Raw genomic sequence first — 15,208 nt, forward strand, 5'->3', positions numbered from 1 at the left:
GCCGGTCCCGGCACCGAGCTGATCGGCGGGCATCCCGGCGGCGGCCTGGTCGCGGCGCCGGCGCGCATCGAAGGCGGCGGCGTCCCGGGCCTGCCGGGCGGCCATGGCGGATTTGAGGTCCTCGAGGTCCCGGATCTCGTCGATCAGGGCGGCGGCGCTGTCCGGGGCCGGAAGGCCGGCCAGGAGCGCGGCCACGTCCGCGACCGTGACAGCAAGTGCTGGTGCCGGGCCTGCCGGAACCACATCGGGCCTCACCTTGGCGTCCATGGATCAAGTCTCCCTGCCGGCTATGACAGTTATGGCCCTCCGCAGCTGCTCCACCGCTTCGGAGACCACCGGGGAGCCGCCGGGTCCGGGTGCAGGCCTCAACCCGTCAAGGCGTTGGTACTGTTTGCTGATCCCGGCAAGGTCCCCGGCCTGGCGCAGGTCCCGGAGCGTGCGGGCGCGAAACGCGGGCAGGTCCTGGAGTTCGAAGTCACCCCGCCCTGCTAGTGATGAAGCCACCTCGGGCCCCTGCCTGCCGTCCATGAATCCAGTCTCCCTCGGGGGTCTGACAGTAAAGGGACAGCCGGAATCGGCGGATGCGCGGGCCGGTCCGGGCCCCAAGTGGCATAGGGGCCCTACCCGGGGGTAGCGTCGAGGCATGACTCCTGGACGCCCCGTACCGCCGCCCCTTGCCAAGCCGCTCCCCACATCCGAGACCACGGACAGCGCAGCCCGGGCTCCCCGCCTGGCCGCAGCCTACGGTGCAACGGCCCCTGACAGCGGGCTGGTTCCGCTGACGATTTCCCGACGCGCTCCGAAGGAAGACGACGTCGAGATCGCCGTCGAGTTCTGCGGACTGTGCCACTCGGACGTCCACGCGACACGCGGGGAATGGGGGACCCAGAACTACCCGCTGGTCCCCGGGCATGAAATCGTGGGCCGCGTCAGCAGCGTCGGCTCCGCCGTCGACGAGTTCAGTGTTGGTGAGCGCGTGGGCGTCGGCTGCATGGTGGATTCCTGCCGCGAGTGCGAGGCCTGCCTCGACGGGCTCGAGCAGTACTGCGAAAACGGCATGACCGGAACCTACGGTGCCAAGGACGCCCGGAACGGCAACTCGATCACCCAGGGAGGCTACGCCACGTCCATCGTGGTGGACCGGAACTACGTGCTGCGGATTCCCGAGAGCCTCGACCCGGCAGCTGCGGCACCCTTGCTGTGCGCGGGCATCACGACGTACTCGCCCCTGAACCACTTCGAGGTTGAAGAAGGCGACGTCGTCGGCGTGGTCGGGCTCGGCGGACTGGGCCACATGGCTGTCAAGATCGCCAGGGCCATGGGTGCCGAGGTCAAGGTCTTCACTACCTCGGAGTCGAAGTTCGCCGCGGCCCGCGAGCTCGGTGCGGACGACGTCGTCCTGTCAACGGACCCGGATGCGATGGCAGCGGCGAACCGCAGCATCGATGTCATCATCGACACCGTCGCCGCACCGCACGACCTTAACCCCTACTTCCATACGCTGCGCCAGGACGGAGCCCTGTTCCAGCTGGGACTTCCCTCCGGGCCGATGCCCCCGGTCAACCCGGGCGCACTGATCCGGCGCCGGATCGCGTATGCAGGATCGCTGATCGGGAGCATCGCCGAGACCCAGGAGATGCTGGACTTCTGTGCCGAGCACGGCGTCGTATCTGACGTCGAGGTGGTCCGCGCGGACCAGCTCAACGAGTCCTATGACCGCATGGTGGCCGGCGACGTGAAGTACCGTTTTGTCCTGGACGCCAGCACCCTGGGGTCCCCTTCGGAAAAGGCGGACGCATGAGCACACTCTTCACCAAGATCATCAACGGCGAGATTCCCGGACGCTTCGTCTGGCGCGAGGACGACGTTGTTGCCTTCCTGACAATGGGCCCGCTTGCAGACGGGCACACGCTCGTCGTGCCCACGCAGGAAGTGGACAAGTGGACGGATGCCGCACCGGAGCTGCTGGGCCGCGTCATGGAGGTAGCCCGCAGGATTGGCGCCGTCCAGGTCGACGTGTTTGACGCCGCCCGGGCAGGCCTGATCGTGGCAGGCTACGAGATCAACCACATGCATGTCCACGTGTGGCCCTCCAATTCCATGGCAGACTTCGACTTCGGCTCCGTGGACCAGCACCCGGATCCGGCCCGGCTCGACGCGAACGCAGAGAAGCTGCGCGCCGGACTCCGGAACGCCGGCCATGCGGAGCACGTGCCGGACGCCTGAGCACACTCGACTGTTCGACTGCACGAAGCGCTGGCGCCTGCCGGTGTCCCCGCAGGGGCGCTACGCGGGCGCCAGCACCTTGTTAAGCGCGGCGCGGATCCGCTTTTCCGAGACCGAATAGGCGGTCCCGAGTTCGACGGCGAACAAGCTCACCCGGAGCTCTTCGATCATCCAGCGGACGTGTGTTAACTCGGCCCCGGCGCGACGGCCGGGCAACAGTGCCGACACGGCGTCATCGTACTCGTCTTCCATCGCCTGGACCGCAGCCATGTGCTGGGCGTCGCGCTGGACGTTGCCGGGCAGCTTTTCGAGGCGCTTCTCGATGGCAGCGAGGTAGCGGGGCAGCTGGCTGAGCTGGGCGTAGCCCGTGCGTGCCACGAACCCCGGATAGACGAGCTGCTCCAGCTGGCTCTTGACGTCGTTGAGCGCACTGATGAGGGCCAGGCTCGTGGTGCCTTTAAGCTGCTTTTCGATCCGGCGCGTACTCGCCAGGATGCGTTCCACGACGGCGGTGACCGTGAAGACGGTGTCGATCAGCTCGGCCCGGACGGTCTCGTAGAGAGCTTTGAACGAGGCCTCATCCCAGGGGAGTGCGGCGGGTGTCAGCTTGTCGATGGCGGCAAGCGCGCAGTCCGCGATCAGGGCAGAGACCGAGCCATGCGGGTTCTGGCTGAACGTCAGCTTCTCGGTGTTGTTCAGGTGCTCCAGGACGTAGCGGTCCGGCGGCGGCACTTTGAGGGCGAGGAGCCGGATGACGCCGCCGCGCATGGCCTGTTCCTGCTCGGACGCGGTCTGGAACAGGCGCAGGGCCACGGAGCCACCTTCGTCGACGAGCGCGGGGTAGCCGGTGACGGTGTGGCCTTTGACGGTTCCCTGGACCTGGCGCTGCACTGTCGCGAAGTTCCACTCGGTGAGTCCGGACTTCTCCGTGAACCCGGTTGAGGCCGCCGCCGGCGAGGCTGCGGCCTGGGGACGCGCCGCACCGCCGGAAAGCCCTGCGGCGGACGTGCCTTTCGCCCTGCCGTTGGCCGTCGCCGCCGTCGTCCCCGGCGTGGCACCGAGGGACTCGGCGATGGCGCGGCGGGTGGCCGGGGCCAGCCGCTCCTGCAGCGCGCCGAGGTCCTTGCCCTCATCCAGGACCTTGCCGCGGGAATCCACCACGCGGAAGCTGACCCGCAAATGCGCAGGCACGGCGTCCCAGTTCCAGGACCCCGGCGGGATGACCTGTCCGCGGATCCGTCGCAACACCAGTTCGAGTGACGGTTCGAGCTCGTCCGTGGCTGGATCGAAGCCGGCCTCCAGGGCCGCGACGGCCTGGCGCGCCACGTCCGGCGCGGGGACGAAGTTCTTGCGGATCTGTTTGGGCAGCGACTTGATCAGGGCGGTGACAAGCTCCACCCGCTGGCCCGGGATCAGCCACCGGAACGCAGCGTCGTCGAGCTGGTTCAGGAACAGCACCGGGACCTCGGCGGTGACGCCGTCGGACGGGTTCGGCGGCGACCCGGGCGCCACCGGATGGAACTCGTAGCTCAGCGGCAGCTCGAACCCCTTGTGCAGCCAGGTCTTGGGGTAGGCGGAATCGTCCAGCGCGTCCGCGTCTTCGCTGATCAGCAGTGACTGGTCGAAGTCCAGGAGCGTGGGATCCTGGTGCCGGGCTTCCTTCCACCACTTGTCGAAGTGCCGTTCGGAGACGACCTCCAGGCCGATCCGCGCGTCGTAGAACTCGAAGAGGGTCTCGTCATCGACCAGGATGTCCCGGCGCCGCATGCGGGCCTCGAGCTCCTCGATTTCCTGGAGCAGGGCACGGTTGCGGTGGAAGAACTTGTGGTGGGTCTGCCAGTCGCCCTCCACCAGGGCGTGCCGGATGAACAGCTCGCGGCACAGCTCCGGATCCACCTTGCCGTAATTGATGCGGCGACTGGGGATGATGGGAACGCCGTAGAGGGTGACCTTCTCATGGGCCATCACCGAGCCCATCTTCTTGGACCAGTGCGGCTCGCTGTAGCTGCGCTTGACCAGGTCCGGGGCCACCTGCTCGGCCCAGAGGGGATCGAACTTCGCGGCCACGCGCGCCCAGAGGCGGCTGGTCTCTACGAGCTCCGCGGCCATCACGAAGGTCGGCGACTTCTTGAACAGGGCAGAGCCGGGGAAGATCGCGAAACGGCTGCCGCGGGCACCGGCGTACTCGCGCTTGCGCTCGTCGAGGATGCCGATGTGGCTCAGCAGGCCCGAGAGCAGACTGATGTGGATGCCGTCATGTTTGCCCACGGGATCGGCGAGCCGGACGTTGTCCAGGCTGATGCCCAGCGGCCGGGCGAGCTGGCGCAGCTGGGCGAAGAGGTCCTGCCACTCCCGGACGCGCAGGTAGTTGATGAACTCGTTGCGGCAGAGCCGGCGGAACGCGGTGGAGGAGAGCTCCTGCTGCTTTTCCTGGAGGTAATTCCACAGGTTCAGGAAGCCCGTGAAGTCCGAGTTCTCGTCCCGGAACCGCGCGTGCTTCTCGGCGGCGAGCTGCTGCTTGCCGGAGCCGTCCCCTTGGGGACGCTCGCGCGGGTCCTGGATGGTCAGCGCGGCGGCAAGGATCATGACTTCGCGGACGCAGCCGCGTTTTCCGGACTCCACGATCATCCTGCCGAGCCTTGGGTCCACCGGCAGCTGGGCAAGCTGCTGCCCGACGGCGGTCAGCCCGCCGCCGTTCCTTCCGCCGGAACCGCCGGTCGGCCGGCGGCCGGGGCGTCCGTCGCCGTCGTCCGTTGGTTCCTGCCGTGCCGGGCTGAGGGCGCCGAGCTCGCGAAGGAGGCTGACGCCGTCGTTGATGGCGCGTGAGTCCGGCGGTTCCACGAACGGGAAGTTTTCCACGTCCTTGGGGCCGCGGGCCACGCCCATGGCGGTCATCTGCAGGATGACGGCGGCAAGGTTGGTGCGCAGGATCTCGGGGTCAGTGAACGGCGGCCGGGACTCGAAATCCTCTTCCGAGTAGAGCCTGATGGCGATGCCGTCGGAGACACGGCCGCAGCGCCCGGAGCGCTGGTTGGCGGAGGCCTGCGAGACCCGTTCGATCGGCAGGCGCTGGACCTTGGTGCGGTGGGAATAGCGCGAGATGCGCGCTGTGCCGGTGTCGACGACGTACTTGATGCCCGGGACCGTGAGGGAGGTTTCGGCGACGTTCGTGGCAAGCACGATCCGCCGCTTGCTGCCCGGGTGGAAGACCTTGTGCTGTTCCTCCAGGCTCAGCCGGGCAAACAGCGGCAGCACCTCGGTGCCGGCAAGCCTGCGGTTGGACTGGATCCTGGCGTTGAGGGCCTCCGCGGCGTCCCGGATCTCGCGCTCGCCGGAGAAGAAGATCAGGATGTCGCCGGGGGCCTCCAGCGCGAGCTCGTCGACGGCGTCGCACACGGCATCGAGCGGATCCCGGTCCTCCTCGAGCTCGTCGTCGGAGGAAGCAACGTCGCCCTCGTCGCCGGCGGCACCGCCGGCCGGCTGGGAAAGCGGCCGGTAGCGGATCTCGACGGGATACGTCCGGCCCGAAACTTCGATGATGGGGGAGGGCTCGTCCTCGCTGCCGAAGTGCTTGGCGAAGCGCTCAGGGTCGATCGTGGCCGAGGTGATGATGATTTTCAGATCCGGGCGCTGCGGCAGGATCCGTTTGAGGTAGCCGAGGATGAAGTCGATGTTCAGGCTGCGCTCGTGGGCCTCATCGATGATGATGGCGTTGTACTTGCGCAGCAGCTTGTCGCGCTGGATTTCCGCCAGCAGGATGCCGTCGGTCATGAGCTTGATCTTGGTGGAGCGGCTGACCTCGCCCGTGAAGCGGACCTGGAACCCCACTTCCTGGCCGATCTCAACCTGGAGTTCCTCCGCGATGCGCTCGGCGACAGTGCGGGCGGCAAGCCGGCGTGGCTGCGTGTGGCCGATCAGGCCGTTCTCGCCCAGGCCGAGCTCGAGGCACATCTTGGGAATCTGGGTGGTCTTTCCCGAGCCGGTCTCACCGGCGATGATGGTCACCTGGTTGGCCGCAATGGCGGCCATCAGGTCTTCGCGGCGCTCGGAGACCGGCAGCTCGGCGGGGTAGGAAATGTGCAGTGTCATGGCTGGACACAGTCTACTGGGCCTGCTGCCGGCGGAGTTCCGGTGGCAGGCCCAGCGGGCGGATGGCGGGAGTGTGCGGGCCGCTTCAGGCTGTGCAGCTTAGAAGATCCGCAGGGTGTAGTTGACGCTGGGGAGATTCTGGGCGGTCCAATACTCGTGGGAGCGGACGGGCGGGTTGTGGCCCAGGCCATCTTTCCGCAGGCCACGCACGGTGGCTGCGATCGCGACGATGATCAGGACAATGAGGGCGATTCCGAGGAGTTCCATAACTCCATGGTTCTCCGGTGCGGGGAACAAAAGAAGTGGCAGAAATGCCCAAAAAGCTATAATTTCTGCCACAATGGATTCATGATCACATCAGTGGCAATGATCGTCGTTCCCAACTTCTCAATCTTCGAGTTCGGGACCGCATTTGAGGTGTTCGGCATCGACCGCTCGGCGCGCGGCGACGGCGTTCCCGCCTTCGATTTCCGCGTGTGCACTCCCGAACCGGGAGACGTGCCGATGAAGTCGGGGTTGTCCATGCATGTCGGCCTGGGCCTGGAAGCGGCCGCGGACGCGGATCTGGTCATCATGGCCCCGTACGGTCGGGATGAGGACGTGTCCGAGGCCGTCCTGGAGGTTCTGCGGGCGGCGCATGCGCGCGGGGCCTGGGTGATGTCGATCTGCTCGGGTGCCTTCGCCCTCGCCCGGGCGGGCCTGCTCGATGGCCGGCGCTGCACGACGCACTGGCACTACTCGCAGGAGCTGGCGGCCAGGTACCCCACGGCGCTCGTGGACGAGAACGTCCTCTACGTGGAGGACAGCCGGATCATCACGAGTGCGGGAACGGCTGCCGGAATCGATGCCTGCCTGCACCTGATCCGGACGGAGTTCGGCGCCAAAGTTGCCGCCGGCATTGCCCGGGACATGGTGGTTCCCCCGCACCGGGACGGCGGCCAGGCCCAGTACATCGACCGGCCGATTCCCCCGTGCGGCTCCGAACCCATGGAGCAGCTGCTGCAATGGATGGTCCGGCACCTGGACGAGGAGCACTCCGTCAACGAGCTTGCGGCCCGGGTCCACATGTCACCGCGGACGTTCGCGCGGCGCTTCCGGTCCGAGACGGGGGCAACCCCGGCGGCGTGGCTGAACTCCCAGCGGGTGCTGCGGGCGCAGGAGCTGCTGGAGACCACGGAACTGAATATTGACGAAGTCGCCCGGGAATCCGGCTTCGGGCACTCGGTGCTGCTGCGGCACCACTTCACGAGGGCCCTGGACACCAGCCCGCAGTCCTACCGGCGCACGTTCCGGGGCCACCTGGCCGCCGTTTAGGGACCTTCCGGGGACCCCATCGACTCGGCAGCGGCTTTGGCGAACTCGACCAGGTCCCGCCACGGCCCGGTCAGCGCGTGCTCGGGCAAGGTCGCATGGCGTTGGCCGGCCCGGATGTCGTAGATGAACCGGTCCGGCTGGCCTTCCGGGATGCGCCGGCCGGTTTCCGGGAGCGTGTCCCACGGGCATGCCTCAACAAGGGGCTGCCAGCGGTCTTGCTCGTCCGGCGACGCCGCCTGGACTGTCCAGGTCCGCTTCATGCCGGTGATGCCGCCACTGCGTTCGATGATGATCTTCATGGCCTGGTTCCTGTATTCGGCCCTGGGTGCTCGGCCTGGGTGCCCGGCCTAGGTGCCCGGCCGGGGCGGCCTGCCGGGGGGCTGGCCGTCCCGGCACGGTTACAGCTTGACCTTCACAGTCTCCCACGCGGTCCGCACGGCGTCATGCTCCGGGGACCCGGCCCCGAAGAGTTCCTTAGCGGACGCCGCGGTCGCCTTGGCAAAGGAACCGAAGGTGGCGCTCGGGGCCAGCGTGCCGCCGGTGAGGGTCTCGTACCAGATCCTCGCCGGGGCGTCCCAGGCGTTGCCGCCCAAGGCTGTGGCAACCAGGCAGAACGCACGGTTGGGGATGCCGGAGTTGATGTGCACGCCACCGTTGTCCGCGCTCGTGTGGACATAGGATTCCATCGAGTCCGGCTGCGGATCCTTGCCGAGGACGTCGTCGTCGTAGGCGGTCCCCGGCGCCTTCATGGACCGCAGGGCAGCGCCCTGGACCTGGTCTGTGAACAGGCCCTCTCCGATCAGCCAACTGGCCTCCGCGGTGGACTGCTGCTTCGCGTACTGCTCGACGAGGGCACCGAAGACATCGGAGAGGGACTCGTTGAGGGCGCCTGCCTGGTTCCGGTAGGCGAGCCCCGCCGAGTACTGGGTGACGCCATGGGTGAGTTCGTGGCCGATCACGCTCAGGGATTTCGTGAACCTGTCGAAAACCTGGCCGTCGCCGTCGCCGAACACCATCTGGCGTCCGTCCCAGAACGCGTTGTCGTAGCGCCGGCCGTAATGGACCGTGGCGTCGAGGGGGAGGCCCTTCCCGTCGATGGAATTCCGGCCGAAGGCGTCCGCATAGAGCCGGTGGGTGTGCCCCAGCCCGTCGTAGGCCTCGTCCGCCGCCGGATCACCGGTGGACGCTGCCCCTTCCTTCCGGACCAGGCTGCCCGGCAGTTTCTCCAACGACTTGGCGTCGTAGATAGTCCGCTCCGGGGGGCCGGGCTTGGCCTCGAGCATTCCCGGGGGAGTCGCCGGGGATGCCAGCGCCCGCGATGCCTGGAAGGTCTTGACGTGCAGCAGCGCTTGCCTGGCAGCCTGGGCCGCCTCGGAAAGCCGCGGTTCCTGCTGTGCTGCCAGGCGGCGGAGCAGGTACGGAGGAACGATGGAACAGAACATATGGGACCCCTTACGCTTCTGCGGGACCGGCCGGCGGCAGCTGACGCGTTTGCCGGCCGGTTGCCGGTACCGGCAACCCCGCTGCCGATGGGAACAGCCTACGAGCGGTCACCGACAATTGGCAGGGCCATGCGCACACTGCAGGAAACCGCGTGGACGTGCCGGTACGCAGAAAACCCCGCCGTTTCGCTGAAACGGCGGGGTTTTGCTTGTGCCCTCGATTGGAATCGAACCAACGACCTTCTGCTCCGGAGGCAGACGCTCTATCCCCTGAGCTACGAGGGCAGTCAGGGTTCCTGCCGTTTCCGGCGGGACGTCCTAGAGCTTAGCAGGAATGAAGCCTCCAACGGAAAATCGGCGCGCCCGCGGGCCGTGTTCGATGGCTGGCCGGGAGCAGCCGGCGGAACCGCCGGCGTCCCCGAAGAGGGCCGCGGGCGCCGCCTCACGTCATGCCGGCCGCCAGATTCCGCCACATTGCAGGCCCACCGGTAGGCTGGAACTGTGACCCCAGAAGAACTCTCCCTTGCCATATCCGCCTGCCTGAAGGACGCCGTCGCGGCCGGTGAAATCGCACTGGCCGCAGCCGACGTCCCGGACCAGGTGCGCGTTGATCGCCCGAAGAACAGGGACCACGGTGACTGGGCCACCAACATCGCCCTCCAGCTGGCCAAGGCGGCGGGCACCAACCCGCGGGAGTTCGCCTCCGTCCTCAGCGCCCGGCTCAAGTCCATCGAGGGTGTGTCCGCCGTCGACATCGCCGGCCCGGGCTTCCTCAACATCACAGTCGACGCCGCGGCTGCGGGCACCCTGGCCAGGGCCATCGTCGAAGCGGGTCCGGACTACGGCACCAACTCAGCGCTCGCCGGACACGTGGTCAACATGGAATTCGTTTCGGCCAACCCCACCGGGCCGCTGCACATCGGCCACACCCGCTGGGCCGCGCTCGGTGACTCGATCGCCCGGGTGCTCCGGGCCTCCGGCGCCGACGTCACGGCCGAGTACTACATCAACGACGCCGGATCCCAGATGAACGTCTTCGCACACTCGGTGCTGTCCCGGCTGCACGGCCGCGGCGTTCCTGAAGGCGGCTACCCGGGCGAATACATTGCCGATCTCGGACACGAGGTGCTGACCCAGCATCCCGGCATCCGCGAACTCACCGACGTGGCAGCCCTGCCGGTCATCCGCGGGGCGGCCTACAAGGCGCAGATGCACGACATCAAGCAGACCCTGGCCGAGTTCGGCGTCGACTTCGACGTCTTCTTCTCCGAACAGGAACTCCACGACGCCGGCGCGATCGAAGACGCTGTCGCACGCCTCCGGGAGCAGGGGCATGTGTACGACGACGGCGGCGCCGTCTGGCTGCGCACGACGGATTTCGGCGACGACAAGGACCGCGTCATGATCCGGGCGAACGGCGAACCGACGTACTTCGCCGCCGACGCCGCGTATTACCTTTCCAAGAAGGACCGCGGCTACACGGAGAAGATCTATCTCCTCGGCGCCGACCACCACGGCTACATCAACCGGCTCAAAGCCATCGCGGCCGCGGCCGGGGACGACCCCGAAGCCAACATCGAGATCCTGATCGGCCAGCTGGTCTCGGTCAACGGCGCCAAGTTGTCCAAGCGCGCCGGCAACATCATCGAGCTCAAGGACCTCATCTCCTGGCTGGGCAAGGACGCCGTCCGCTATTCCCTGGCGCGCTTCCCGGCCGATTCGCCCCTGACCCTGGACCCGGAGCTGCTCAAGAAGCACAGCAACGAAAACCCGGTCTTCTACGTCCAGTACGCCCACGCCCGCTCCCGCGGCACGGCACGGCACGCCGTGGCCGCCGGCGTGGAGCGCCGGGTGGACGGCAAAGACAGCTTCGACGCCTCCCTGCTCGAGCACGCGACGGAGAACGAACTCCTGTCCTACCTGGGCAGCTACCCCTCGATCGTGGCGAAGGCCGCCGAGCTGCGCGAACCGCACCGTGTCGCGCGCCACCTGGAAGTCATCGCCGGCGCGTACCACCGCTGGTACGACGCCTGCCGCGTCGCACCCCTGGGCGAGGAGGCCATTACCGACCTCAACCGCACCCGCCTGTGGCTCAACGATGCCACGAGCCAGGTGCTCGCCAACGGACTGGAACTGCTGGGCGTCTCGGCGCCGGAACGGATGTGACCGCCATGACCGCAACCTCAGGAACGTCAGCAGGTGCGGGGAAGCCCGCCAGCGCCTCCTCCCCGCTCGCCCCGGACTGGCTTGAGCTCCCCGCGGACCTGAACGCCCTCCATGCGCCCCTGTGGGCGGCCGGTGTCGGGCGCAACGCCGCCGGAGAACTCAGCATCGACGGCCTGGCGGTCAGCGAGCTGCAGGCCCGGTACGGTACCCCGCTGTTCGTTCTGAGCGAGACCGATTTCCGCGCCCGGGCGCGGGCGTTCAGCGACGCGTTCAACAACGCCTTCGCTGATATCTGCGGCGGGGTGGACGTCTACTACGCGGGGAAATCCTTCCTGTGCACCTCCGTGGTCCGCTGGGTCGAAGAGGAGGGGCTGCGGCTGGACACTGCCTCCGGCGGGGAACTCGCCGTCGCGGCCCGGGCAGGCATCCCCGGCGCTGACGTCGCGTTGCACGGGAACAACAAGTCCGACGCCGAGATCCACCGCGCCCTGGACATGCAGCTGGGACGGATCGTGGTGGACAGCCTGGCCGAGCTCGACCGGGTCGCCGCCATCGCCGCCAACCGGGGCGAAACCGCAAGGGTCATGCTCCGGCTGACCCCCGGAGTGCACGCCCACACCCACGAATTCATCGCCACCGCGCACGAGGACCAGAAATTCGGCCTCTCCATGGCCGGGGACTCCACCGACCAGGCCGGGCTGTCCGCAGCCGAGGAAGCCGTGGCCGCGGCTTCGGGCTACCCCGGCATTGAACTGCTGGGCCTGCACTGCCACATCGGGTCCCAGATCTTCGAACCGGACGGGTTCGCGCTCGCCGCGGAGAAGCTGCTGGACTTCCTGGCGGCCATGCAGGCCAAGTATTCCATCGTCCTGCCGGAACTCGACCTGGGCGGCGGCTACGGCATCGCCTACACGCCCGTGGACACTCCGCGCCCGGCCGCCGAAATCGCCCAGGCGATGGCCGCCGTCGTCCGGTCCAAATGCGCGGAACTGGGCATTTCCGCTCCCCGGATTTCGATCGAACCGGGCCGGGCGATCGTCGGCAGCTCCACGTTCACGCTGTACGAAGTGGGCACGCTCAAGACCGTCCGGGTCGACGCGCCCGCCGTGGACACACAGGAAACAGCGGAAACGGCCGCGGAAAACGTTACGTACCCGCGCCGGTATGTGTCAGTGGACGGCGGCATGAGCGACAACCCCCGTCCGGTGCTGTACGACGCGGATTATTCGGCCATTCTGGCGTCACGGACCTCGGAGGCCGCTGCGCAGCTGTCCCGAGTGGTGGGCAAACATTGCGAGAGCGGCGACATAGTTGTTAGAGATGTATATCTGCCCGAGGACGTGGCAGCCGGTGATCTGCTCGCTGTACCGGGGACCGGCGCCTACTGCTGGGCCCTGTCAAGCAACTACAACTATCTGGCCCGGCCGGGCGTTGTCGCTGTGCGCGATGGATCTGCCCGGCTCATTGTCCGCGGGGAAACCGAGGAAGATCTGCTGAACCGCGACATGGGAGTCTGAATGACCGAATTGCGAACCCTGAAAGTAGCCCTGCTGGGCTGTGGCAACGTCGGAGCCCAGGTTGCGCGGATTCTCATTGACGACGCCGAGGCGCTCGCCTCCCGGACCGGTGCCCGCCTCGAACTGAGCGGCATCGCCGTGCGCAACATCGACGCTCCCCGGGACGTCGAGCTGCCGCACGGGCTGTTCACCACCGACGCCGAATCCCTGGTCAAGGACGCAGACCTCGTCATCGAACTGATGGGCGGGATCGAACCGGCCCGCACCCTGATCCTGACCGCCATGCGCAACGGGGCCTGCGTGGTCACCGGCAACAAGGCTCTCCTGGCCCAGGACGGCCCGACCCTCTACGAGGAAGCCGACCAGGCCGGCGTCCAGCTGTCCTACGAGGCTGCCGTGGCGGGCGCGATCCCCATCCTGCGTCCCATCCGGGACAGCCTGTCCGGCGACCGGATCACGCGGGTGCTCGGCATCGTCAACGGCACCACCAACTTCATCCTCGACCAGATGGACTCCACCGGCGCGCAGTTCGCCGACGCCCTGGCCGAGGCCCAGCGCCTGGGCTACGCGGAAGCCGATCCCACGGCCGACGTCGAGGGCCATGATGCCGCCGCCAAGGCCGCGATCCTCGCCTCGCTGTCCTTCCACACCAGGTTCGCGCTCGAAGACGTCTACTGCGAGGGCATCAGCTCCGTCAGCGCGGCGGACATCGCGGCCGCGAAGGACGCCGGATTCGTGATCAAACTGCTGGCGATCGCCGAAAAACTCCCCGCAGAAGGCACGGAAACAGACGCGGACACCGGCGTCTCCGTCCGCGTGCATCCCACGCTGCTGCCGCGCGAACACCCCCTCGCCGCCGTCCGCGGCGCGTTCAACGCAGTCTTCATCGAAGCCGAGAACGCCGGCGAACTGATGTTCTACGGCCAGGGCGCCGGGGGGACCCCGACGGCGTCGGCCGTCCTGGGCGACCTCGTGTCCGCCGCCCGCCGGATCGTCCTGGGCGGCCCGGGCCGGACGGAGACCACCACCGGGCGTGTCCGCGCACTGCCCATCGACGCGGTCATGACGAGCTACTACATCGGCCTCGACGTCGCGGACCAGCCCGGTGTCCTGGCCCGGATCGCCCAGCTCTTCGCAGAGCACGGCGTCTCCATCGAAATCATGCGCCAGACCATCCACCGCGACGCCGACTCCAAAGTGGAATCGGCGGAACTGCGGATCGTGACACACCGTGCACGCGAGGCCGCCCTGGCTGCAACCGTCGAGGCCGTCAAGGGCCTGGACGTCATCAATTCCGTCACATCCGTACTTCGGGTAGAAGGGGTCTAAATGGCTCACCAATGGCGCGGGGTCATCCGCGAATACGCTGAACGCCTGCCGGTCACGGAGTCCACGAAGGTCATCACCCTCGGGGAGGGCGGCACCCCGCTCGTGTATGCCCGGCACCTCTCCGAGCTGACGGGCAGCGACGTCTACCTCAAGGTCGAGGGCATGAACCCGACCGGGTCCTTCAAGGACCGCGGCATGACCATGGCAATGACGGCCGCTGTCGCCGCCGGCGCCAAGGCTGTGGTGTGCGCGTCCACCGGAAACACCTCGGCCTCTGCCGCAGCCTACGCGACGGCGGCCGGGCTCCAGTGCGCCGTCCTCGTGCCCGAAGGCAAGATCTCGATGGGCAAGCTGAGCCAGGCGATCGCACACGGCGCCACGCTGCTGCAGGTCGACGGCAACTTCGACGATTGCCTGGACATCGCCCGCAAGCTGGGGGAGTCCTACCCCGTCTTCCTGGTCAACTCGGTCAACCCTGCGCGGATCGAGGGCCAGAAGACCGGCGCTTTCGAAGTGGTCGACTCCCTTGGGGACGCCCCGGACTTCCACGTGCTCCCGGTCGGCAACGCGGGCAACATCAGCGCGTACTGGAAGGGCTATAAGGAGTACTCCGCGCCGTTTGAGTCCACGACGGCCGGAACCTTGGCCGCCGTTGCCACGAAGACGCCGGTGATGTGGGGCTTCCAGGCCGCAGGCGCTGCGCCGTTCGTCGCCGGACATCCCATCACCGAACCGGACACCATCGCGACGGCCATCCGGATCGGCAACCCTGCCTCATGGGACACCGCTGTGGCCGCCCGGGACGAGTCCGGCGGCGTCATCGAAGCAGTGACCGACGAGGAAATCCTGTCCGCGCACCGCTGGCTCTCTGCCCGCGAAGGCGTGTTCGTGGAACCGGGCTCCGCCGCGGGCGTCGCCGGCCTGATCAAGAAGCACGCGGCAGGGGAGGTGCCCGCCGGGAAGACCATTGTCATCACGGTGACGGGCCACGGGCTGAAGGACCCGCAGTGGGCGCTGCGCACCGAGGACGGCAGCGACGTGGAACCCGTCAAGGTCTCCAACGACGTCGTCACTGTCGCTGCAGCACTGGGCCTGGAAGAAGTATAGCCGTGGAAACCACCCTTA

General features: G+C 67.7%; 12 protein-coding genes, 1 tRNA gene and 1 pseudogene. 7 read left to right on the forward strand and 7 right to left on the reverse strand.

Annotation, left to right across the window (positions count from 1 at the left end; genetic code table 11):
- Together AC1DCZ_RS05160 and AC1DCZ_RS05165 are read right to left on the reverse strand one after the other, a co-directional pair.
- A pseudogene (locus tag AC1DCZ_RS05160) lies at window positions 1–267 on the reverse strand (HNH endonuclease); the annotation flags it as partial.
- A gap of 3 nt (window positions 268–270) precedes the next feature.
- Window positions 271–504 (reverse strand): hypothetical protein, encoded by a 234-nt coding sequence (locus tag AC1DCZ_RS05165; RefSeq protein ID WP_476973640.1) that lies wholly within the window; start codon window positions 502–504, stop codon window positions 271–273.
- Window positions 505–643: 139 nt separating this feature from the next.
- Here AC1DCZ_RS05165 and AC1DCZ_RS05170 point away from each other — a divergent pair, with 139 nt between their 5' ends.
- Complete coding sequence (locus AC1DCZ_RS05170) at window positions 644–1,801, forward strand: NAD(P)-dependent alcohol dehydrogenase (protein WP_476973641.1); 1,158 nt, start codon at window positions 644–646, stop codon at window positions 1,799–1,801.
- Window positions 1,798–2,226, forward strand: coding sequence for an HIT family protein (locus AC1DCZ_RS05175; protein WP_476973642.1), 429 nt, complete (start codon window positions 1,798–1,800; stop codon window positions 2,224–2,226). The genes AC1DCZ_RS05170 and AC1DCZ_RS05175 overlap by 4 nt, the downstream gene beginning before the upstream one ends.
- Before the next feature lie 60 nt (window positions 2,227–2,286).
- On the opposite strand, the gene hrpA is transcribed toward AC1DCZ_RS05175, so the two are convergent.
- Together hrpA and AC1DCZ_RS05185 are read right to left on the reverse strand one after the other, a co-directional pair.
- Window positions 2,287–6,315 (reverse strand): ATP-dependent RNA helicase HrpA, encoded by a 4,029-nt coding sequence (gene hrpA / locus AC1DCZ_RS05180; protein WP_476973643.1) that lies wholly within the window; start codon window positions 6,313–6,315, stop codon window positions 2,287–2,289.
- Window positions 6,316–6,414: 99 nt separating this feature from the next.
- Window positions 6,415–6,582: a hypothetical protein gene (locus AC1DCZ_RS05185; protein ID WP_476895458.1), complete on the reverse strand. Its 168-nt coding sequence runs from the start codon at window positions 6,580–6,582 to the stop codon at window positions 6,415–6,417.
- Between the two features lie 81 nt (window positions 6,583–6,663).
- Here AC1DCZ_RS05185 and AC1DCZ_RS05190 point away from each other — a divergent pair, with 81 nt between their 5' ends.
- Window positions 6,664–7,629: a GlxA family transcriptional regulator gene (locus AC1DCZ_RS05190; RefSeq protein ID WP_476973644.1), complete on the forward strand. Its 966-nt coding sequence runs from the start codon at window positions 6,664–6,666 to the stop codon at window positions 7,627–7,629.
- On the opposite strand, the gene AC1DCZ_RS05195 is transcribed toward AC1DCZ_RS05190, so the two are convergent.
- The 3 genes from AC1DCZ_RS05195 to AC1DCZ_RS05205 all read right to left on the reverse strand — a co-directional run bounded on the left by AC1DCZ_RS05195 (window position 7,626) and on the right by AC1DCZ_RS05205 (window position 9,356).
- The gene (locus tag AC1DCZ_RS05195; RefSeq protein ID WP_476973645.1) at window positions 7,626–7,928 is read right to left on the reverse strand and encodes a protealysin inhibitor emfourin; all 303 of its coding nucleotides are present in this window, start codon (window positions 7,926–7,928) and stop codon (window positions 7,626–7,628) included. The genes AC1DCZ_RS05190 and AC1DCZ_RS05195 overlap by 4 nt on opposite strands.
- A gap of 99 nt (window positions 7,929–8,027) precedes the next feature.
- Window positions 8,028–9,071 (reverse strand): M4 family metallopeptidase, encoded by a 1,044-nt coding sequence (locus tag AC1DCZ_RS05200; RefSeq protein ID WP_476973646.1) that lies wholly within the window; start codon window positions 9,069–9,071, stop codon window positions 8,028–8,030.
- A gap of 212 nt (window positions 9,072–9,283) precedes the next feature.
- A tRNA-Arg gene (locus tag AC1DCZ_RS05205) sits at window positions 9,284–9,356 on the reverse strand.
- A gap of 216 nt (window positions 9,357–9,572) precedes the next feature.
- Between AC1DCZ_RS05205 and argS the strand changes: the two genes are divergently transcribed.
- The 4 genes from argS to thrC are packed head-to-tail and all read left to right on the forward strand — an operon-like array spanning window position 9,573 to window position 15,190.
- Window positions 9,573–11,237, forward strand: coding sequence for an arginine--tRNA ligase (gene argS, locus AC1DCZ_RS05210; RefSeq protein ID WP_476973647.1), 1,665 nt, complete (start codon window positions 9,573–9,575; stop codon window positions 11,235–11,237).
- A gap of 5 nt (window positions 11,238–11,242) precedes the next feature.
- A complete protein-coding gene (gene lysA / locus AC1DCZ_RS05215) occupies window positions 11,243–12,754 on the forward strand; it encodes a diaminopimelate decarboxylase (RefSeq protein ID WP_476973648.1) in 1,512 nt (503 codons plus the stop codon).
- Window positions 12,755–14,083: a homoserine dehydrogenase gene (locus AC1DCZ_RS05220; protein ID WP_476973649.1), complete on the forward strand. Its 1,329-nt coding sequence runs from the start codon at window positions 12,755–12,757 to the stop codon at window positions 14,081–14,083.
- The gene (thrC, locus tag AC1DCZ_RS05225) at window positions 14,084–15,190 is read left to right on the forward strand and encodes a threonine synthase (RefSeq protein WP_476973650.1); all 1,107 of its coding nucleotides are present in this window, start codon (window positions 14,084–14,086) and stop codon (window positions 15,188–15,190) included. It abuts the gene before it with no gap.
- The last annotated feature ends 18 nt before the right edge of the window (window positions 15,191–15,208 follow it).

This window comes from Arthrobacter sp. 10N418, from assembly GCF_056394725.1.